Annotated in this window: 16 protein-coding genes; 6 read left to right on the top strand and 10 right to left on the bottom strand. The window is 73.7% G+C overall.

Annotation, left to right across the window (positions count from 1 at the left end):
* Positions 1–164: 164 nt before the first annotated feature.
* From KMS84_RS25085 to KMS84_RS25110, 6 genes are all read right to left on the bottom strand, one after another.
* Positions 165–986 (bottom strand): siderophore-interacting protein, encoded by an 822-nt coding sequence (locus KMS84_RS25085; RefSeq protein ID WP_256918718.1) that lies wholly within the window; start codon positions 984–986, stop codon positions 165–167.
* A gap of 134 nt (positions 987–1,120) precedes the next feature.
* On the bottom strand, positions 1,121–2,170 hold the full coding sequence (locus tag KMS84_RS25090; RefSeq protein WP_256918719.1) for an ABC transporter substrate-binding protein: 1,050 nt from the start codon (positions 2,168–2,170) through the stop codon (positions 1,121–1,123).
* Between the two features lie 342 nt (positions 2,171–2,512).
* Positions 2,513–3,673: an acyl-CoA dehydrogenase family protein gene (locus tag KMS84_RS25095; protein ID WP_256918720.1), complete on the bottom strand. Its 1,161-nt coding sequence runs from the start codon at positions 3,671–3,673 to the stop codon at positions 2,513–2,515.
* Positions 3,674–3,678: 5 nt separating this feature from the next.
* Positions 3,679–4,614: a hydroxymethylglutaryl-CoA lyase gene (locus KMS84_RS25100; protein WP_256918741.1), complete on the bottom strand. Its 936-nt coding sequence runs from the start codon at positions 4,612–4,614 to the stop codon at positions 3,679–3,681.
* Between the two features lie 11 nt (positions 4,615–4,625).
* Positions 4,626–6,680, bottom strand: a complete 2,055-nt coding sequence (locus KMS84_RS25105) for an acetyl-CoA carboxylase biotin carboxylase subunit (protein WP_256918721.1) — start codon at positions 6,678–6,680, stop codon at positions 4,626–4,628.
* A gap of 12 nt (positions 6,681–6,692) precedes the next feature.
* Positions 6,693–8,309, bottom strand: coding sequence for a carboxyl transferase domain-containing protein (locus tag KMS84_RS25110; protein ID WP_256918722.1), 1,617 nt, complete (start codon positions 8,307–8,309; stop codon positions 6,693–6,695).
* A 97-nt stretch (positions 8,310–8,406) separates the two neighbouring features.
* On the opposite strand from KMS84_RS25110, the gene KMS84_RS25115 reads away from it, so the two are divergent.
* From KMS84_RS25115 to KMS84_RS25125, 3 genes are all read left to right on the top strand, one after another.
* Positions 8,407–9,006 carry an SACE_7040 family transcriptional regulator gene (locus KMS84_RS25115; protein WP_256918723.1) on the top strand — a complete coding sequence of 200 codons (600 nt, stop codon included), beginning with the start codon at positions 8,407–8,409 and terminating at the stop codon, positions 9,004–9,006.
* Between the two features lie 164 nt (positions 9,007–9,170).
* Positions 9,171–10,328: an acyl-CoA dehydrogenase family protein gene (locus KMS84_RS25120; RefSeq protein WP_256918724.1), complete on the top strand. Its 1,158-nt coding sequence runs from the start codon at positions 9,171–9,173 to the stop codon at positions 10,326–10,328.
* Positions 10,329–10,364: 36 nt separating this feature from the next.
* Positions 10,365–11,237 (top strand): acyl-CoA thioesterase, encoded by an 873-nt coding sequence (locus tag KMS84_RS25125; RefSeq protein WP_256918725.1) that lies wholly within the window; start codon positions 10,365–10,367, stop codon positions 11,235–11,237.
* Positions 11,238–11,290: 53 nt separating this feature from the next.
* Here KMS84_RS25125 and KMS84_RS25130 read toward each other — a convergent pair whose 3' ends face one another.
* Together KMS84_RS25130 and KMS84_RS25135 are read right to left on the bottom strand one after the other, a co-directional pair.
* On the bottom strand, positions 11,291–12,076 hold the full coding sequence (locus KMS84_RS25130) for a phosphatase (protein ID WP_256918726.1): 786 nt from the start codon (positions 12,074–12,076) through the stop codon (positions 11,291–11,293).
* 66 nt (positions 12,077–12,142) lie between these two features.
* Entirely contained in the window at positions 12,143–13,618 is a 1,476-nt protein-coding gene (locus KMS84_RS25135; RefSeq protein ID WP_256918727.1) for a PucR family transcriptional regulator, read from the bottom strand.
* A gap of 93 nt (positions 13,619–13,711) precedes the next feature.
* Here KMS84_RS25135 and speB point away from each other — a divergent pair, with 93 nt between their 5' ends.
* A complete protein-coding gene (gene speB, locus KMS84_RS25140; protein ID WP_256918728.1) occupies positions 13,712–14,692 on the top strand; it encodes an agmatinase in 981 nt (326 codons plus the stop codon).
* Positions 14,689–16,374 (top strand): thiamine pyrophosphate-binding protein, encoded by a 1,686-nt coding sequence (locus tag KMS84_RS25145; RefSeq protein ID WP_256918729.1) that lies wholly within the window; start codon positions 14,689–14,691, stop codon positions 16,372–16,374. Before speB ends, KMS84_RS25145 begins: the two co-directional genes overlap by 4 nt.
* 49 nt (positions 16,375–16,423) lie before the next feature.
* Here the strand turns inward: KMS84_RS25145 and KMS84_RS25150 are convergent, their stop codons facing one another.
* Positions 16,424–16,654, bottom strand: a complete 231-nt coding sequence (locus tag KMS84_RS25150) for a hypothetical protein (RefSeq protein ID WP_256918730.1) — start codon at positions 16,652–16,654, stop codon at positions 16,424–16,426.
* 62 nt (positions 16,655–16,716) lie between these two features.
* Between KMS84_RS25150 and KMS84_RS25155 the strand changes: the two genes are divergently transcribed.
* The gene (locus tag KMS84_RS25155) at positions 16,717–17,415 is read left to right on the top strand and encodes a DinB family protein (protein ID WP_256918731.1); all 699 of its coding nucleotides are present in this window, start codon (positions 16,717–16,719) and stop codon (positions 17,413–17,415) included.
* A gap of 43 nt (positions 17,416–17,458) precedes the next feature.
* On the opposite strand, the gene KMS84_RS25160 is transcribed toward KMS84_RS25155, so the two are convergent.
* Positions 17,459–18,265 (bottom strand): endonuclease I family protein, encoded by an 807-nt coding sequence (locus KMS84_RS25160; protein WP_256918732.1) that lies wholly within the window; start codon positions 18,263–18,265, stop codon positions 17,459–17,461.
* Positions 18,266–18,456 lie beyond the last annotated feature (191 nt).

Consider the following 18,456-nt stretch of genomic DNA (forward strand, 5'->3'; position numbering starts at 1 on the left):
CTCCGGGGGTGGGGACGGGGTCCTGGGCGGGGCGGTTCGGGGACGGAACCTCAGATCAACTTAGGTAAGCCTAACCTAATGTTGATCACCGTGATCCTGGGGGTGCCGTGACGGTGGTCACGTGCGCGCGCCCCCGCGGGTCTGCTGCGGGGGCGCGGTGTGCGCTAGGCGGTCTCGCGGAGCTGTTCCTCGCTCATGCCCCGGCGCCAGTACCCGACGAAGGTGACCCGGCGGCGGTCCACGCCCCGCTCCCGCACGAAGTGCCGGCGCAGCGCCTTCACGGACGCCGACTCGCCCGCGATCCAGACGTACGGGTTCGCCGTGGGCGGCAGCGCGGCCGCGCGGACGGCGTCCACGGACCCCTCCCCGACCACCCAGGTCACCTCGGCGGCCGCGCGGGTCGCCAACTCCCTGATGTCGGCGGGGTCGTGGACCTCCAGCCAGACCCGGGCGCGCTGTCCGGCCGGCAGGGACTCCAGGATCGACGCGACGGCCGGCAGCGCGCTCGCGTCGCCCCAGAGCACCAGCAGGTCGCTGTCGTGCGGCGGACGGAACCGGATCGCCCGGTTGTCGGCCACCGCGGGCCCGAGCAGCAGCACCCGGTCCCCGGCGGCCGCGCGCGCCGCCCAGGTGGAGGCGGGACCGGCGGGGGTGTGCAGCACGAAGTCGACGTCGATCCCGACCGTCCGCCCGAGGGCGTCGGCGCGCAGCGCGCGCAGGGTGTAGGAACGCATCACCGCCCGGACGTCGTCCGGCAGTTCACGCCACCCCTGCCACCAGCCGTCCCCGAGCTCGACGGGCACCCGCGGCTCCGTCTGCCCCGGGTGCGGCAGGAAGAGCGACAGCGACTGGTCGCGCCCGTCGGAGAGGAAGTGCCGCAGGTCCTCGCCCGCGAGGCTCACCCGGACCAGGGACGGCGACAGCCGCCGGGTCCGTTCGACCTGGAGGGAGAAGAACCGGAAGGGGGCGGCGACGGCGGTGGTCATGGGGGGCTCCTGATGACGTGGGGCGGGGCGGGCTCACTCAGGGGCGCGGGACCGCGTCGGGACGCGGCCCCGCCACGCGGGCGCGGGCGCCGCGGCCGCGCCCGCGGCGCGCCCACGGCGTCGGGTCACCCTCGTCAGGCGACCTTCTTCGCCTTCTCCAGCGCCGCGGCGAGGTTCTCCAGCAGCGGCACGCACTTGTCGTAGGACAGGATCGGCTCGGGGGAGCGCGCGATGACCTGGCCGGCCTTCACTGCGGGCAGCTTCTTCCAGGTCGCCTCGGTGATGTCGGCGGGCTGGATCGTCGAGGAACGGTCGTCCATCATGATGATGTCGGCAGGGTACTTGTCGACGTTCTCCCAGCTCAGCGACTCGTACCAGCCGCCGCCCTGGGCCTTCGCCTTCTCGGGCGGCTCGACGAAGTTCACGCCGAGCGCCTTGAAGTACTCGAGGTCCACGGAGAGGTCCGTGCCGGAGACGTAGAACAGCTCGGGGCTCGCGGAGCCGGCCATCACCCTGATGCCGGGCTTGGCCTTGGCGGCGGCGCGCAGCCGGGCGGCCGCGTCCTCGAACCTCTTCTTGGCCCCGGTCACCGCGGCCGCGGTCATGTCGGCGCCCAGCGACTCGGCCAGCTCCCACATGCGCTGCAGCGGGCCGGTCAGCTGGCGGTCGTAGACGGAGATGCCGACGCTCGGGGCGAGCTTGGCGATCTTGTCCTTGGAGGCCTCGGGGACGTACCAGAGGGTGCCGGCGCCGTCGAACATCGTGGAGATGAGGACGTCCGGCGCGAGGGCCGCGTACTTCTCGACGTTGAACTCGTCCCAGACGTTGCCGAGGACCGTCAGCTTGCTGACGTCCATGTCGCCGGCCTGCACGTCGGCCTTGCCCGAGGTGGTCTTCGTGGGGCCGAAGACGCCCTTGACCTGGATGCCGTAGTCGTGGAGGGCCGCGCCGACGCCGGTGAAGGCGACGATGGTCGCGGGGACGGCGTCGAGCTTCACCGTGGTGCCGCGGTCGTCCTTGAAGGTCCAGGGGCCGGACTTCGCCGAGGCGTTCGCCGACGACCCGGAGCCGCTGCCGCCCGACTCGTCGTCCCCGCAGGCGGCGAGCACGGCGCCGAGACCGAGGGCGCCACCGGCGGCGAGGATGCCGCGGCGGGTGGGACGGACGGCTCTGGCGTTGGACATGAGTGTGCCACTTTCGAACGGGGCGGGATCACCCGAGGACGGTTCGAATGTAGGTTAGCCTAACCTCAGCTCGTGTCCAGAGGGCGGCCCGGAGGACCGGGGCCGCGCGCGCCGGGTCCGTCCCCCACCGGCGGCCTGACGGCCGGTCGGCGGCGGACGGGGCGTCACCAGGGCTGCCGGAGAACGGCGTCGGCGGCCTCGGGCGGCAACGGCCTGAGGCCGCCGGGCGGCCGTTCGGGGAGCGACGGCGCCGGGAGCCGGACGACGCCGGCACGCCGGACGTCGTCGGGACTCCCGGCGGCGCCGGGACGCCGTACGGCTCGCAGCCGCACGGCCGTCGGATCAGTCGGGGAGCCCCAGCTCCCGCGCGATCAGCATGCGCTGCACCTCGCTCGTGCCCTCGCCGATCTCCAGGATCTTGGAGTCGCGCCACATCCGGGCCACCGGGTACTCGTTCATGAAGCCGTAGCCGCCGTGCACCTGGGTGGCCTCGCGGGCGTTGTCGACGGCGACCGTGGAGGAGTACAGCTTCGCCAGCGCCGCCTCCTTCTTGAAGGGCTCCCCGGCCACCAGCCGCGAGGCCGCGTCGCGCCAGGCCAGGCGGGCCGTGTGGGCCTTCATCTCCATGTCGGCGATCTTGAACTGGAGGGCCTGGTTGGCGCCGATGGGGCGGCCGAACGCGTGCCGCTCCTTCGCGTACTTCACCGACTCGTCCACACAGCCCTGTGCGAGGCCGGTCGCCAGCGCGGCGATGGCGATGCGCCCCTCGTCGAGGATCCGCAGGAACTGCGCGTACCCGCGGCCCTCCTCGCCGAGCAGGTTCGCCGCCGGGACGCGCACGTCGGCGAAGGAGAGCTCACGCGTGTCGGAGGCGTTCCAGCCGACCTTCGAGTAGGGCGCCGCGACCGTGAAGCCCGGGGTGCCGGACGGGACGATGATTGCGGAGATCAGCGGCCGCCCGTCGGGCTTGCGGCCCGTCACCGCGGTGACCGTGACCAGTCCGGTGATGTCCGTGCCCGAGTTGGTGATGAAGCACTTCGTGCCGTTGATCACCCACTCGTCGGTGTCGGGGTCGAGACGGGCCGTGGTGCGCGTCGCCCCCGCGTCCGAGCCGCCGTCGGGCTCGGTCAGCCCGAAGGCGCCGAGCATCTCGCCGGAGCACAGCCGGGGCAGCCACTCGCGCTTCTGCTCGGGCGTGCCGAAGAGATGGATCGGCATCGCGCCCAGCGAGACGCCCGCCTCCAGGGTGATCGCCACGGAGGAGTCGACGCGCGCCAGTTCCTCCAGCGCGATGCCGAGCGCGAGGTAGTCGCCGCCCATGCCGCCGTGCTCCTCGGGGAAGGGCAGCCCGAACAGGCCCATGCGGCCCATCTCGCGGACGATCTCGTAGGGGAACTCGTGCCGCTCGTAGAAGTCGCCGATCTTGGGCGCGACCACGTCGTGCGCGAACTCCTCGACCGTGCGGCGGAGTTCTTCCAGTTCGGGGGAGAGACGGTGGTCCATTGCGGTCACTGCTCCTTGTGGGGCTGTGTCGACGCGGCGAGTGCGCGCACGGTGCGGGACGGGCTGGGTCGGCCCAGGTGGGAGGCCATCCACTCGCTCGTGGCGACGAGACGGCCGAGATCGACGCCGGTGTCGATGCCGAGGCCCCGCAGCATCCACACGAGGTCTTCGGTGGCGAGGTTGCCGGTGGCGGACTTGGCGTACGGACAGCCGCCGAGACCGCCCGCCGAGGCGTCGACGGTGGTGACGCCGTGCTGGAGCGCGGCGAGGGTGTTGGCGAGCGCCTGACCGTAGGTGTCGTGGAAGTGCACCCCCAACGCGTCGGTGGGGACGCCCTGTTCGTTCAGCGCGGTCAGCAGGGCCCGCACGTGGCCCGGGGTGGCCACGCCGATCGTGTCGCCCAGGCTCAGCTCGTGACAGCCCATGTCGAGCAGGGCGCGGCAGACCCGGACGACCTGCTCGACCGGGACCGCGCCCTCCCACGGGTCGCCGAAGCACATGGACAGATAGCCGCGCACCCGGACGTCCTCGGCCCTGGCCCGGGCCACCACCGGCTCGAACATGGCCAGCGCCTCGTCCACCGTGCGGTTGAGGTTGGCCTTGGCGAAGGACTCGGTGGCGCTGGCGAACACGGCGACGCCGCGCGCGCCCAGCGCCAGCGCCCGGTCCAGTCCGCGCTCGTTCGGCACCAGCACGGGCAGCGCCACGTCGAGGTCGCTCACCAGCGGGAACAGCTGCTCGGCGTCGGCGAGCTGGGGCACCCACTTGGGGTGGACGAAGCTGGTGGCCTCGATGGTGGTCAGGCCCGCGTCGGCGAGGCGGCGCACGAACTCGGCCTTGACGTCCGTCGGCACGGTCGTCTTCTCGTTCTGCAGGCCGTCACGGGCGCCGACCTCGTGGATGCGCACCCGGGCGGGCAGGCCCGGGGCGGGCACGGCCATGGGGAGCGTCGTCACTTCGCCTCCTCCCGCGCCTGGTCCGCCGCGGGTTCGGCCGCCGGGGCGACGACGGCCAGCACCTGGTCCATGGCGACCGTCGTGCCCGGCGTCACGTCGAGTTCGGCGACGGTGCCGGCGTGCGGGGCGCAGATGACGTGCTCCATCTTCATCGCCTCCACGACCAGCAGACTCTGGCCCGCGGCCACCTCGTCGCCCACGGCGACCTTGACGACCGTGACCGTGCCGGGCATGGGCGCGGTGAGCGAGTCGGCGCCCGCGTGGGCCCCCCGGGTGAGGGAGGCGGCCACCGGGTCGTGGTCGCGGACGTGCCAGGCGTCGCCGTCGCGGCCGAGCCAGGCGCCGTCGGGCAGGGCGGCGAAGGCGTGCGTGACGCCGTCGAGCCGGCAGACGAAGCGGGGGTCGTCCGGCCGCGGGGGCAGGATCCCGGAGCTGCGGCGGGGGGTCTCCTCCCCGTCGAGCAGCACCTCCCACTCGCCGTCGGCCGTGCCGCGCACGCGGACGGTCACCGGGTCGTGGCCGGGCACGTGCAGGTGGTGTGCGGTCCAGGCGGGCTCGCCGCCCAGGCGCCACCCGTCCGCGACCGAGAAGGGGTCCACCCAGCCCGCCGCGGCGGGCGCGGGGACGAGCGCGGGGTCGAGCGCGGCCTGGCGCAGCAGCGCCGCCGCCGCGTAGACGTCCGGCGGGACGTCGGCGGTGACCAGCGAGGCGGCCTCCCGTTCCACCAGCCCCGTGTCCAGCTCGCCCGCCACGACCGCCGGATGGGCCAGCAGCCGCCGCAGGAAACCGGCGTTGGTCTGCACGCCCAGGGTGACCGTGCCGGCCAGCGCCGCCCGGAGCTTCCTGAGGGCGCTCTCGCGGTCCGGGCCGTAGGCGATCACCTTGGACAGCATCGGGTCGTAGAGGCTGCCGACCTCGGCGCCCTCGCTGAGCCCGGAGTCGGTGCGCACGCCGTCGCCCTGCGGCTCGCGCAGCCTGAGCACCGTGCCGCCGGACGGCAGGAACCCGCGCGCGGGGTCCTCGGCGCACACGCGCGCCTCGACGGCGTGCCCGGTCAGCCGCACGTCGTCCTGGCCGAAGGGCAGCGGCTCGCCGGCGGCCACCCGCAACTGCCACTCCACCAGGTCCAGGCCGGTGACGAGTTCGGTGACCGGGTGCTCCACCTGAAGGCGGGTGTTCATCTCCATGAAGTAGTACGAGGACGGATCGCCGCCCGGCACGATGAACTCCACCGTGCCCGCACCGCGGTACCCGCACGAGCGGGCCGCCTGCACGGCCGCCTCGCCCATCGACGCGCGCGTGGCCTCGTCGAGCAGGACGCTGGGGGCCTCCTCGACGATCTTCTGGTGCCGGCGTTGCAACGAGCACTCGCGCTCGCCGAGGTGGAGCACGTTGCCGTGGCCGTCGGCGAGGACCTGGATCTCGATGTGCCGGGGCCGGTCGACCCAGCGCTCGACGAGGAGCGTGTCGTCGCCGAAGGAGGCGCGGGCCTCCCGGCGGGCGGCCGCGATCTCCTCGGCCAGCGCCGCGGTGTCCCGCACCAGCCGCATGCCCTTGCCGCCGCCGCCGGCGCTCGGCTTGAGCAGCACGGGCACGCCGATCTCGCGGGCGGCGGCGATCAGCTGGTCGTCCGTCAGGCCGCTGCCGCTGGATCCGGGCACCACCGGCACCCCGGCCTCGCGCACGGTCGCCTTGGCCCGGATCTTGTCGCCCATCAGGGCGATGGCGTCGGCGGGCGGCCCGATGAAGACCAGCCCGGCGTCGGCGCAGGCGCGCGCGAAGCCGGCGTTCTCGGCCAGGAAGCCGTACCCCGGGTGGACGGCCTGGGCCCCGGTGCGGGCGGCCGCCTCCAGGAGCCGTTCGACCGACAGGTAGCTGTCGGCGGCGGGCGGCGGGCCGATCCGCACCGCCGTGTCCGCCTCCCGGACGTGCCGGGCGTCCGCGTCGGCGTCGGAGAAGACCGCCACCGAGCGCACGCCCATGGCGCGCAGCGTGCGGATGACGCGGACGGCGATCTCGCCCCGGTTGGCCACGAGCACTGTGTCAAACATGAAGTCCCCTCCTCACATCCGGAAGACGCCGAACCGGGGCTCGCCCAGTGGCGCGTTGGCGCAGGCGGTCAGGGCCAGGCCCAGCACCTGCCGGGTCTCCTGCGGTTCGATGACCCCGTCGTCCCAGAGCCGGGCGGTCGCGTAGTAGGCGTTGCCCTGCCGCTCGTACTGCGCGCGGATCGGGTCCTTGAAGGCCTCCTCGTCCTCGGCGGGCCACTCCTGCCCGCCGGCCTCCAGCTGGTCGCGCTTGACCGTGGCGAGGACGGAGGCGGCCTGTTCGCCGCCCATGACGGAGATCTTGGCGTTGGGCCACATCCACAGGAAGCGGGGCGAGTACGCCCGGCCGCACATGGAGTAGTTGCCCGCGCCGTACGACCCGCCGACGACGACCGTCAGCTTCGGCACGCGCGTGCACGCCACGGCCGTCACCATCTTGGCGCCGTGCTTGGCGATGCCGCCCGCCTCGTAGTCCCTGCCGACCATGAACCCGGAGATGTTCTGGAGGAACACCAGCGGGATGCCGCGCTGGTCGCACAGCTCGATGAAGTGGGCGCCCTTCTGGGCGGACTCGGAGAACAGGATGCCGTTGTTGGCGACGATCCCGACGGGGTGGCCGTGGATCCGGGCGAAGCCGGTGACCAGGGTCTGCCCGAACTCGGACTTGAACTCGGCGAACCGGGAGCCGTCGACCACGCGCGCGATGACCTCGCGCACGTCGTACGGGGTGCGCGAGTCGACCGGGACCGCGCCGGTCAGGCCGTGCGGGTCGACCTTGGGCTCCACGGAGGGCCGCACCCGCCAGGGCAGCTCCCCGCGCGCGGGGAGCGTGGCGACGATGTCGCGGACGATGCGCAGCGCGTGCGCGTCGTCCTGCGCGAGGTGGTCGGTGACGCCGGACACGCGGGAGTGCACCTCGCCGCCGCCGAGCTCCTCCGCGGTGACGACCTCGCCGGTGGCGGCCTTCACCAGCGGGGGCCCGCCCAGGAAGATCGTGCCCTGGCCGCGGACGATGACCGCCTCGTCGCTCATGGCGGGGACGTAGGCCCCGCCGGCCGTGCAGGAGCCGAGCACGGCCGCGATCTGCGGGATGCCGGCCCCCGACATCCGGGCCTGGTTGTAGAAGATCCGCCCGAAGTGCTCGCGGTCGGGGAACACCTCGTCCTGCATGGGCAGGAAGGCGCCGCCGGAGTCGACCAGGTACAGGCACGGCAGGCGGTTCTCCAGCGCCACCTCCTGGGCGCGCAGGTGCTTCTTGACCGTCATCGGGTAGTACGTGCCGCCCTTGACGGTGGCGTCGTTGGCCACGATCACGCACTCGCGCCCGCCGACCCGGCCGATGCCGGCGATGACGCCGGCGGCCGGGGCCTGGCCGTCGTACATCCCGTCGGCCGCGAGGGGGGCGAGCTCCAGGAACGGCGAGCCCGGATCCAGGAGCGTGTCGACCCGGTCGCGGGGCAGCAGCTTGCCGCGCGCGGTGTGCCGGGCGCGCGCCTTCTCACCGCCTCCCAGCCGGGCCGCGGCGAGCTTGCCGCGCAGCTCCTCGGCGAGCGCGCGGTGCGCCTCCTCGTTGGCCCTCCAGGCCTCCGACGCGGGATCCGCCGCGCTCGTCAGCTCCGGTGCCTCTTCCATCCTCGCGGTCCCCTCACGCCAGTGATCGACTGTTAATGAGCGTTAACCATTTCCTTCAGGTTAACGACCGCTAACCTCGCTGTCTAGAATTGCCCTCATGGCCACGAGAACGGACGCCCCCACCCGGCGCGAGCAGATCCTCAGGGAGGCCGCGCGTCTGTTCGCCGAGCGCGGGTTCCACGGCGTCGGGGTCGACGAGATAGGGGCCGCGGTCGGCATCAGCGGCCCGGGGCTGTACCGCCACTTCCCCGGCAAGGACGCGATGCTCGCCGAACTCCTGGTGGGGATCAGCGGCCGGCTGCTGACCGGTGCGAAGCGACGCCTGGCGGAGGCGGACGGGGTGCCCGGCGAGGCGGTGCTCGACTCGCTCGTCGAGGGGCACATCGACTTCGCCCTCGACGACCGTCCCCTGATCACCCTGCACGACCGTGAGCTGGACCGCCTGCGCGACAGCGACCGCAAGCTGGTGCGCCAGCTCCAGCGGCAGTACGTCGAGCTGTGGGTGGAGGTCCTGTGCGCGGTGTACCCGGGCCTCGCCGAGCCCGCCGCCCGCTCCGCCGTCCACTCGGTCTTCGGTCTGCTGAACTCCACCCCGCACCTGGGCCGACCGGGTTCCCTTCCCGGCCGCGCCACCACGGCCGGGCTCCTGCACCGCATGGCCCGCGGCGCGTTCGCGGCGGCGGCCGCGGGGGAGTGACGAGCGTTACGGCCTCCTCTCTGGACGCCCCTCCCTACCCGCCGGTACGGTGGCCTGAGCAAGCGCTTAGCCATCGGTGACCGCGATCACGCGTCGAGGAGCCCCGACGGCTGGCACCACATCCGCGAGAGCGGCGCCGGCTTAGGCGCAGAGAGGGGCCGGCGGTGCGCCGTACGGTGTTCAACGAGGACCACGAGGCGTTCCGGGAGACCCTGCGGGCCTTCATCGAGGCCGAGGTCGTCCCGGTCTACGACGAGTGGTTCGCGGCCGGCCAGGCGCCGCGCGACTTCTACTACAAGCTCGCCGAGCTGGGCGTCTTCGGCATCCGCGTCGACGAGGAGTACGGCGGCGCCGGCATCGACTCCTACAAGTTCGAGGCCGTCCTCTACGAGGAGACCGCCCGCGCGGGCATCACGTTCGGCGGCTCCGGCGTGCACGTGCTGCTCGGCCTGCCGTACCTCAAGCTGCTCGCCAACGACGAGCAGAAGAAGCGCTACCTGCCCAAGTTCGTCTCCGGCGAGGAGATGTGGGCCATCGCGATGACCGAGCCGGGCACCGGCTCCGACCTCGCGGGCATGAAGACCACCGCCAAGCTGAGCGAGGACGGCACGCACTACGTCCTCAACGGCTCCAAGACCTTCATCACCGGCGGCGTCCACGCCGACCAGATGATCGTCTGCGCCCGGACCGACGCGCCCAGCGCCGACGACCGCCGGCACGGCATATCCCTCCTCGTCGTGGACACCAAGTCCGAGGGCTACTCGGTCGGCCGCAAGCTCGACAAGCTCGGCCTGAAGACCTCCGACACCGCCGAGCTGGCGTTCGTCGACGTCAAGGTGCCCGTCGAGAACCTCCTCGGCGAGGAGAACAAGGGCTTCTACTACCTCGGGCACAACCTCGCCTCCGAGCGCTGGGGCATCGCCTACGGCGCGTACGCGCAGGCCAAGGCCGCCGTCCGGTTCGCCAAGCAGTACGTGCAGGAGCGCACCGTCTTCGGCAAGCCCGTCGCGCACTTCCAGAACACCAAGTTCGAGCTGGCCGCCTGCCAGGCCGAGGTGGACGCGGCCGAGGCCGTCGCCGACCGCGCCACGGAGGCCCTGGACGCCGGTGAGCTGACCCCGGCCGAGGCCGCCAGCGCCAAGCTGTTCTGCACCGAGGTCGCCCACCGCGTGATCGACCGCTGCCTCCAGCTGCACGGCGGCTACGGCTTCATGAACGAGTACCCGATCGCCCGCCTGTACGCGGACAACCGCGTCAACCGCATCTACGGCGGCACCAGCGAGATCATGAAGTCGATCATCGCCAAGGACATGGGTCTGTAAGGTCCCGGCAACCACCGCCCGGTACAACTGGAAGCCATGAGCCAGGCACTACAGGATCTCCTCGATCTGCTCGACCTCGAGCAGATCGAGGAGAACATCTTCCGCGGCCGGTCCCGGTCCGCCGTCGTCCCGCGCGTGTTCGGCGGGCAGGTGGCGGCCCAGGCGCTGGTCGCCGCCGGGCGCACGGTCCCCGCGGACCGCCACGCCCACTCCCTGCACGCGTACTTCCTGCGCATGGGCGACCCCGGCGCGCCCATCGTCTACAACGTCGAGCGCGTCCGCGACGGCCGCTCCTTCACCACCCGCCGCGCGGTCGCCGTCCAGCACGGCCGGCCGATCTTCACGCTGTCGGCGTCCTTCCAGACGCACGAGGAGGGCCTGGACCACCAGACGCCCATGCCGCCCTCGCCGGACCCGGCCACGCTGCCCGCCTCCGAGGAGCGGCTGCGCGGCTACGACCACCTCGATCCCGCGGTCGTCGAGAAGTTCCTGGAGGCCCGCCGGGCGATCGACCTGCGGTACGTCGACGACCCGCCGTACGGCCGGTTCGGGGAGCCGCGCGAACCGCACAGCCAGGTGTGGTTCCGCACCAACGGCAAGCTCGCGGACGACCCCCTGCTGCACGTCGTCCTGGCCACCTACGTCTCCGACATGACCCTGCTCGACTCGGTCCTGCTCGCGCACGGCCGCGGCGGCTGGGCGGTCGGCGACGTCGTCGGGGCGTCCCTGGACCACGCCATGTGGTTCCACCGCCCGTTCCGCGCCGACGAGTGGCTGCTGTACGACCAGGAGTCCCCGTCCGCGCACGGCGGCCGCGGCCTCGGTCAGGCCCGCATCTACACGCAGGACGGCCGGCTCGCGGTGTCGGTGATCCAGGAGGGCGTCGTCCGCGTCCCGCGCGACGACTGAACCGCGGGACGCCCCGGCCGTCCGGCGGCCGGGCCCGCGTGCGGCGGCGGACCCTACAGGCCCGCCTCCGCGAGCAGGTAGGCGACCATCGGGTCGTAGTGGCGCGGGCTGACGACATGGTCGTCCAGGGGGACCGCCACCTGGACGACGCCCTCCGCCTCGCCGATGAAGAGCGCGGGGTCGTTGCAGTCCGCGTAGCCGACGGAGTCGACGCCGTGCCGGCCGGCGTAGCCCGCCCAGCCGTGGTCCGCCACGACCAGGTCGGGCAGCGGACGCCCCGCGCGCTCCAGCGCCGTCAGGATGGCCTTCATCGGCTCGCCGGAGTGGGTGTGCCACAGCGTGGCCCCGTGCTCCAGCACCGCCACGTCGGCGACCTGCCAGACGTACCCCTCGTCGGTCTGGAGCCCCTGCGGGATGACGACGATCTCGCAGCCCGCCGCGCGCAGGGCCGCCGCCGTGGCGCGGTGCACGTCGAGGAGGCCGCCCGGGTGCCCGGTGGCGAACAGGACCCGCTGACGCCCCTCGGCCGCCTTGCGCAGCCGGGCCGCCATCCGGTCCAGGCCGTCGACCGTCAGCTGCGGGTCGATGGTGTCCTGGCCGTAGCGGTACTCGGGGTCGTCGTTCACGCCCACCCGCTCCGCCATCACCGCGAGCACGTCCTGCTCGTCGCTCCAGCGGTCGCCGAGTTCCAGGCCGAGCCAGAAGTTGCGCACGCCGTTCGCGAGTTGGCGGTAGTGGGAGAGGTTGTTCTCGCGGGGCGTGGCGACGTCTCCGGCGATACGGGTTCTGACGAGGTGGTCGACGAGTTCGGCGCGGTCGGGCGTCCCGGGTATCGGCATGGGCTCCATTGTGAGGCAGCGGGCTGTGCGTGTCCTCGCCGTTCCGGCCGCTGGGACACGCGTCACTCACCCGTGACCCAGGGCGAACCACAGCTCCATCCGCACGTCCGCGTCGTCCAGGTCGGCGTCCAGCAGGGCCGCGCAGCGGGCGATCCGCTGCCGCACGGTGTTGCGGTGCACCGACAGCGCCACCGCCGTGCGGTCCCAGCTGCCGTGCAGCGACAGCCAGGTCCGCAGGGTCTCCGTGAGGGCGGGGGAGGCGGCGGCGAGCGGCGCGAGGAGCGCCCGCGCGTGCTCCGCGGCCGCGTCGGGCGGCACCAGGGCGGCCAGGGCCGTCCGCCCGCCGTGCCGGACCAGGGCCGTGCGGGTCGCCCGGGCGCGGGCCAGGGCGCGGGCCGCCTGCGTGTCGGCGAGCGGCCACCGCGACGCCTCGACGACGGCGCTGACCCCCATCGTCCAGCCGGGCACCGGGCCCGGTTCGCGCTCCGCCGGCACGAGGACCCGCACGACGTCGGAGGCGGGGTCGACCAGCGGCGACCCCAGCGCCGCGCCCAGCGCGGGCGCGGCGAGAGGACCGGGCTCCGCCTCGTCCGCGCGCGCGTGCACGACGGTCCACCGCTCGCCCCCGAGCAGCGCGGCCACGTCCTCGGGGGCGCCGCCCAGCAGCACCCGCACCAGCGCAGCGGAACGCGCCGCGTCCGAGCCGGTCCGCCGCGCGCCGGTCAGGAGGGTGAGGAGCACCGCGGCGACGGACGCGATGGCGTGGTCGCCCGCCTCCCGCCGGGGGAACGCCACGCCCAGCACGAAACCCCGGCTCGCCCCGAGGGCGTAGGCGGCCAGCCGGACACCGGAGGCCGTGGAGTCGCCCGCGGTGGACGGGCCGTGCGGGGTGAGACGGCGGGCCAGCCCGGCCAGCGCCTCCTCCGCGCCGGTGACCGGGCCCGCCGCCGCGATCTGCGCCCCCTGCGGCCCGTACAGCACCGCACGGCCCCCGACCCGCCGGGCCAGCTGCCGCAGCACCGACGGCACCGGGTCGGGGCGGGAGGCGGCGGCCGCCAGGCCCTGCTGCGCCTCGGTGACCCGCCGCAGTTCCGCCGTGCGGGCCCGCTCCATCAGCTGCCAGACCGCGCGGGCCACCGCCGCGAACGTCGTGCGCGGCGCCACCTCGACCAGCGGCAGCCCGTGCGCGTCGCAGGCCTCGACCAGAGCGCCCGGCACGGTGTCGTGCACGGGCGCCACGCCGAACCCCAGGGCCGCGCCGCCCGCCGCCACGATCCGCCCGACGTAGTCGTCGAAGCGGCTCGCCGGTCCGTCCGCCTCCGCGAAGTGCACCCCCGCCGTCAGCAGCAGCTCGCCGCCCAGCAGGTACGGGTAGGGGTCGGCCATCTCCGACACGTGCGCGCCGTGCAGCACGGTGCCGGCGTCGGCGGGCCCGCCGATCTGCCGCAGCGCCAGGTCCTCGCGGGCCAGCAGGGCGCGCAGCGGGACCGGCGGAGTGGGCGGAACGGCGGGCTGCTCGGGCACGGTGTGCGTTTCCTCCATACGGTGACCGCTGAATGGAGGAAACGTACACTTCGCGGCCGGGGTCCGGCGACCTATCGTGTGGAGGCACCCCCGGAAAGAAGGCGATGGACCATGACCAGCAACGACACGCCCCGCGGCCCCGTCGACTCCTCCCGTGTCCCGCGGTACGCGGGCCCCGCGACCTTCGCCCGGCTGCCCCGCCTCGACGAGGTCGGCCGCACCGACGTCGCCGTGGTGGGCGTGCCGTTCGACTCCGGCGTCTCGTACCGCCCCGGCGCCCGCTTCGGCGGCAACGCCATCCGTGAGGCGTCCCGGCTGCTGCGGCCCTACAACCCCGCGCAGGACGCCTCCCCCTTCGCGCTCGCCCAGGTCGCGGACGCCGGCGACATCGCCGCGAACCCCTTCCACATCAACGAGGCCGTCGACACCATCGAGGCGGCCGCGGACGACCTGATCGGCACCGGCGCGCGCCTGATGACCCTGGGCGGCGACCACACCATCGCCCTCCCCCTGCTGCGCTCGGTCGCGAAGAAGCACGGCCCGGTCGCCCTGCTGCACTTCGACGCGCACCTCGACACCTGGGACACCTACTTCGGCGCCGAGTACACCCACGGCACGCCGTTCCGCCGGGCCGTCGAGGAGGGCATCCTCGACACCGAGGCCCTCTCCCACGTCGGCATCCGCGGCCCCCTCTACGGCAAGCAGGACCTGACCGACGACGAGAAGATGGGCTTCGGCATCGTCACCTCGGCGGACGTCTACCGCCGCGGCGCCGACGAGGTGGCCGACCAGCTGCGCCAGCGCATCGGCGACCGCCCCCTGTACATCTCCATCGACATCGACTGCCTCGACCCGGCCCACGCCCCCGGCACCGGCACTCCCGAGGCGGGCGGCATGACCTCCCGCGAGCTGCTGGAGATCCTGCGCGGCCTCGCGTCGTGCAACCTGGTCTCGGCGGACGTCGTCGAGGTGGCCCCCGCGTACGATCACGCGGAGATCACGTCGGTGGCCGCGTCCCACACGGCGTACGAACTGACCACGATCATGGCCCGCCAGATCGCCGGGGCCCGCGAGGAGAACGAGGGCAAGTGACCCACGACCACGACCTGGTGCTCCGCCCGACCGCCGCACAGACGGAGGCCGCGCTGAACCCTCCCGCCGGCCGCACGGGCGGGGACCTCGTCGTGGAGACCCTCGCCGCCCTCGGCGCGACCACGGTCTTCGGCCTGCCCGGCCAGCACGCCCTCGGCCTGTTCGACGCCCTGCGCCGCTCGGACCTGCGCTACGTCGGCCTGCGGGTGGAGAACAACGCCGGCTTCGCCGCGGACGCATACGGCAGGATCACGGGCGAGGCGGCCCCGCTGCTGCTGTCGACCGGACCCGGCGCGCTGACCTCCCTGCCGGCGCTCCAGGAGGCCGCGGCCGCCTCCGCGCCGGTGCTGGCGATCTGCAGCCAGGTGCCCACCCCCGGCCTCGGCGGCGGCCGGCACGGCTATCTGCACGAACTCCCCGACCAGGCGGCCTCGTTCCGGGGTGTGGTGAAGTCGGTCCACACGGTCCGCGCCGCCTCGCAGATCCCGTCGGCGATCGAGGCGGCCTGGAAGTCGGCGCTGTCGGCGCCGCACGGCCCCGTGTGGGTGGAGATCCCGCAGGACGTGCTGCTGGCCGGGACGGCGATCCCGGTGGTGACCGGCGGCGACGCCTTCCCCGAGGAACTGGCGCCACGCCCCGAGCTGACCGCCCTGGCCGCGCACCTGCTGTCCACCGCGGTCCGCCCGGCGATCATCGCGGGCGGGGGAGTCGTCCGGGCCGACGCCTCGGGCAAGCTGCGGCAGCTGGCGCAGACCCTGCGGGCGCCGGTCGTCACGACCCCCGGCGGCAAGGGCGCGTTCCCCTGGAACCACCCGCTGTCCCTGCGGTCCTGGCTGGAGGACCGGCACACGACGGATCTCCTCGAGGACGCCGACGTGCTGCTGGTCGTCGGCTCCGGTCTCGGCGAACTCTCCTCCAACTACCACACGTTCAGGCCCCGGGGCCGGGTCGTGCAGATCGAGGCGGACCTCGGCAAGCTGGAGTCCAACCACCCGGCCCTGGGCATCCACGCGGACGCGCGCCTGGCGTTGCAGGCGCTGCTGGAGACGGTGTCCGAACGGCAGGACCCGACGGCGGCCGAGCGCGTCGCCGCGCTCCTGGCGAAGGTCGCCGACCGCCTCGCCGCCCAGGACCTCACCCTGGAACAGGACGTGCTGGCATCGGTGCGCAGGGCGCTGCCCGCCGACTCGCCGTCCTTCTGGGACATGACCGTCCTCGCCTACTGGGCCTGGTCCGCCTTCGACGCCTCGGGCCCCAACCTGATGCACTCGGCCCAGGGCGCGGGCGGCCTCGGGTACGGCTTCCCGGCGGCACTGGGCGCGGCGGTCGCCGACCCCACCCGCCCGGTGCTGGCGGTGTCCGGCGACGGCGGCGCCCTGTACTCGATCGCGGAGCTCGCCACCGCGCGCCAGCACGACCTGGACGTCACCTGGCTGATCGTGGACGACGGCGGCTACGGCATCCTGCGCGAGTACATGACGGACGCCTTCGGCGAGACGACGGCCACCGAGCTGACCCGCCCCGACTTCGTGGCGCTCGCGGAGTCCTTCGGGGTGCCGGGCGTGCGGACGTCCCCCGAGGCCCTGGAGGCGGACCTGGCGGCGGCGCTGGGCTCGCCGGGCCCGTCGGTGGTCGTCCTCCCGGCGGTCCTGCGCATGTTCGCGCCGACGCACCTGGGCTGAGGGCGGGCGAGGGGCCCGGCCGGGGAGGCGGCTCGGCGCAGGGGCGGGCTCAGCCCGGCAGGCGGCCGATGCCGCCGTGGCCGTCCGGGCCGCTCCAGAGCACGGCCGCGAGCCAGAACGGAAACCAGGCGACCCTCTCGGGCAGGAAGCGCGCCCCCAGGAACCAGCCGAGGGCGAGCACGGGGGGCAGCAGGCAGCAGGACCACCCGCGCGGGCCGGGCGGGGCGGCCGCTGCGGTCGGTGGGGCCGCCGTGGTCGACGGCTCGGCGTTCTCCGACATTCCGTCACCGTAGGCGGGGACGGGGCGTCCGCCTTCTCGCCGCCCGTTGGTACGGTCCCGGCATGCCTGACGCGACCCCTTCGTCCGCTGCCGCTGCCGCTCCCGCCTCCGCTCCCTCCGCTCCCGGTCCCGTCACCGCCGACGACGTGCGGGAGGCCGTGCGGCGGGCGGCGGACGTGGTCCGGGGCGCCCGGGAGGCCGACTGGGACGCCAGGGCGGGCTCCCTGGAGTGGAGTTGCTGGGAGACCGTCGAGCATCTGGCCGACGACCTGTTCGCCTACGCGGCCCAACTGGGGCCGGAGCGGCCGCCGTCGGACGCGGAGGTCCCCTTCGTCTGGAGCCCGGGGCGTCCCGGCGGTCCCGCGAACGTCGTCTTCGCCGACCGGGCGGCCGGGGAGGCGGGCCTCGCGCAGGTGCTGGAGGCCTGCGGGGCGATGCTGGCGGCGATGGTGCGCACGACCCCGGCGACGGTCCGGTCGCACCACGTCTTCGGGGCCTCGGACCCCGAGGGCTTCGCCGCGATGGGCGTCGTCGAGACGCTGGTGCACCTGCACGACGTCGCCCAGGGGCTGGGCGTGCGGTGGGAGCCCGACGCCGGTCTGTGCGGCCGGGTGCTGGCCCGTCTCTTCCCCGACGCCCCGGCGGACACGGACCGGTGGCCCACTCTGCTGTGGGCCACCGGTCGCGGGGAACTCCCGGGCCGTGCGCGCCTCGTGGGGTGGCGCTGGCACGGGGCTCCGCGCGGCGCGGGCGGGGCGTAGGGCGCGGTGTGCGCCCGGACCCGCCCGCGGCGGAGAGGCGGGACTACCAGATCGCCTCGACCCACTCCGGGTGGTCGATGAACGGGTTGCGGTTGTGCTGGTAGGTGTCGTAGATGACCTGGTTGCGCTTCTCCTCGAAGGCGCTCGGCGGGTCCTGCTCGTTCCACGCCTTCAGGACGGAGAGCTTGCCGATGTACGGGTTGCTGCCGTTGTTGACCTTCTCGTTCGGCTCCAGGTCGGCGAAGCCGTCGCCGCCGTCGTAGCGGACCGCCATGTAGAGGATCATGCGGGCCACGTCGCCCTTGTCGGCGTCGCGGGGCTCGAAGGAGTCGGAGTCGACCTTGCTGCCGCCGCCGTTGGTGGCCGCGCTGCCGCCGTTGTCGAAGTCCAGGTTGCCGCGGATGCTGTTGAGCTGCACGTCCGCGGGGCGCAGGTGGTGCAGGTCGGTGCCGGGGCCGGTCACCTCGCCGAAGTCGCCGTGGGACTTGGCCCACACGTGCTCGCGGTTCCAGTCGCCGAGGTCCCCGCCGTTGAGGGACTTGCTGCGGGAGACGCCGCTGTACAGCAGGATCACGTTGCCGCTGTTGTTCGGGTCCTGGTCGGTGACCTTCAGCGCGTTCCAGACGGCCGAGTACGAGATCTTCGAGACGTTGGCGCTGATGATCGTGTGCAGGGACGACTTCAGGCTCGAACCCGTCTTGCCGACCGCGTTCTTGTAGTACGTCGAGTCGTACGCCGTCGTGGTCGCCGCGGCGGGGGTCGCGGTGAGCGCGGGGGCGGTGATGCCGACCAGGACTGCGGTGGTGGCAAGCGCCACCGACTTCCATCGGCCTATGCGTGTCGCCAGCATGTGGGGTGTCCGATCTACGCGGGTTGATTGAAGGCGGCAATCGGGAGAGTGACATGCACATGCGGTCATGGCAATGAACCTGACGTGTAGATCGGGTGACGGGACACGGCAAACCGCCCCCGATCCCCGCGAGTCGGCAGCCGTCGGACGGCCCCCGGCACGCGGTCGGGGGCCGTCCGGCGTCGTGGACG

It is taken from the genome of Streptomyces hilarionis (assembly GCF_024539675.1).
Taxonomy (GTDB): Bacteria; Actinomycetota; Actinomycetes; order Streptomycetales; family Streptomycetaceae; genus Streptomyces; species Streptomyces hilarionis.

Excerpts from the sequence above, each read along its gene's own strand:
- KMS84_RS25125 (WP_256918725.1), top strand. The coding sequence starts at position 10,365 with ATGAGCCAGGCACTACAGGATCTCCTCGATCTGCTCGACCTCGAGCAG.
- speB (WP_256918728.1), top strand. The coding sequence starts at position 13,712 with ATGACCAGCAACGACACGCCCCGCGGCCCCGTCGACTCCTCCCGTGTC.
- KMS84_RS25095 (WP_256918720.1), bottom strand. The coding sequence starts at position 3,673 with ATGGACCACCGTCTCTCCCCCGAACTGGAAGAACTCCGCCGCACGGTC.
- KMS84_RS25100 (WP_256918741.1), bottom strand. The coding sequence starts at position 4,614 with ATGGCCGTGCCCGCCCCGGGCCTGCCCGCCCGGGTGCGCATCCACGAG.
- KMS84_RS25130 (WP_256918726.1), bottom strand. The coding sequence starts at position 12,076 with ATGCCGATACCCGGGACGCCCGACCGCGCCGAACTCGTCGACCACCTC.
- KMS84_RS25135 (WP_256918727.1), bottom strand. The coding sequence starts at position 13,618 with ATGGAGGAAACGCACACCGTGCCCGAGCAGCCCGCCGTTCCGCCCACT.
- KMS84_RS25150 (WP_256918730.1), bottom strand. The coding sequence starts at position 16,654 with ATGTCGGAGAACGCCGAGCCGTCGACCACGGCGGCCCCACCGACCGCA.
- KMS84_RS25085 (WP_256918718.1), bottom strand. The coding sequence starts at position 986 with ATGACCACCGCCGTCGCCGCCCCCTTCCGGTTCTTCTCCCTCCAGGTC.
- KMS84_RS25115 (WP_256918723.1), top strand. The coding sequence starts at position 8,407 with ATGGCCACGAGAACGGACGCCCCCACCCGGCGCGAGCAGATCCTCAGG.
- KMS84_RS25090 (WP_256918719.1), bottom strand. The coding sequence starts at position 2,170 with ATGTCCAACGCCAGAGCCGTCCGTCCCACCCGCCGCGGCATCCTCGCC.
- KMS84_RS25160 (WP_256918732.1), bottom strand. The coding sequence starts at position 18,265 with ATGCTGGCGACACGCATAGGCCGATGGAAGTCGGTGGCGCTTGCCACC.
- KMS84_RS25110 (WP_256918722.1), bottom strand. The coding sequence starts at position 8,309 with ATGGAAGAGGCACCGGAGCTGACGAGCGCGGCGGATCCCGCGTCGGAG.
- KMS84_RS25105 (WP_256918721.1), bottom strand. The coding sequence starts at position 6,680 with ATGTTTGACACAGTGCTCGTGGCCAACCGGGGCGAGATCGCCGTCCGC.
- KMS84_RS25155 (WP_256918731.1), top strand. The coding sequence starts at position 16,717 with ATGCCTGACGCGACCCCTTCGTCCGCTGCCGCTGCCGCTCCCGCCTCC.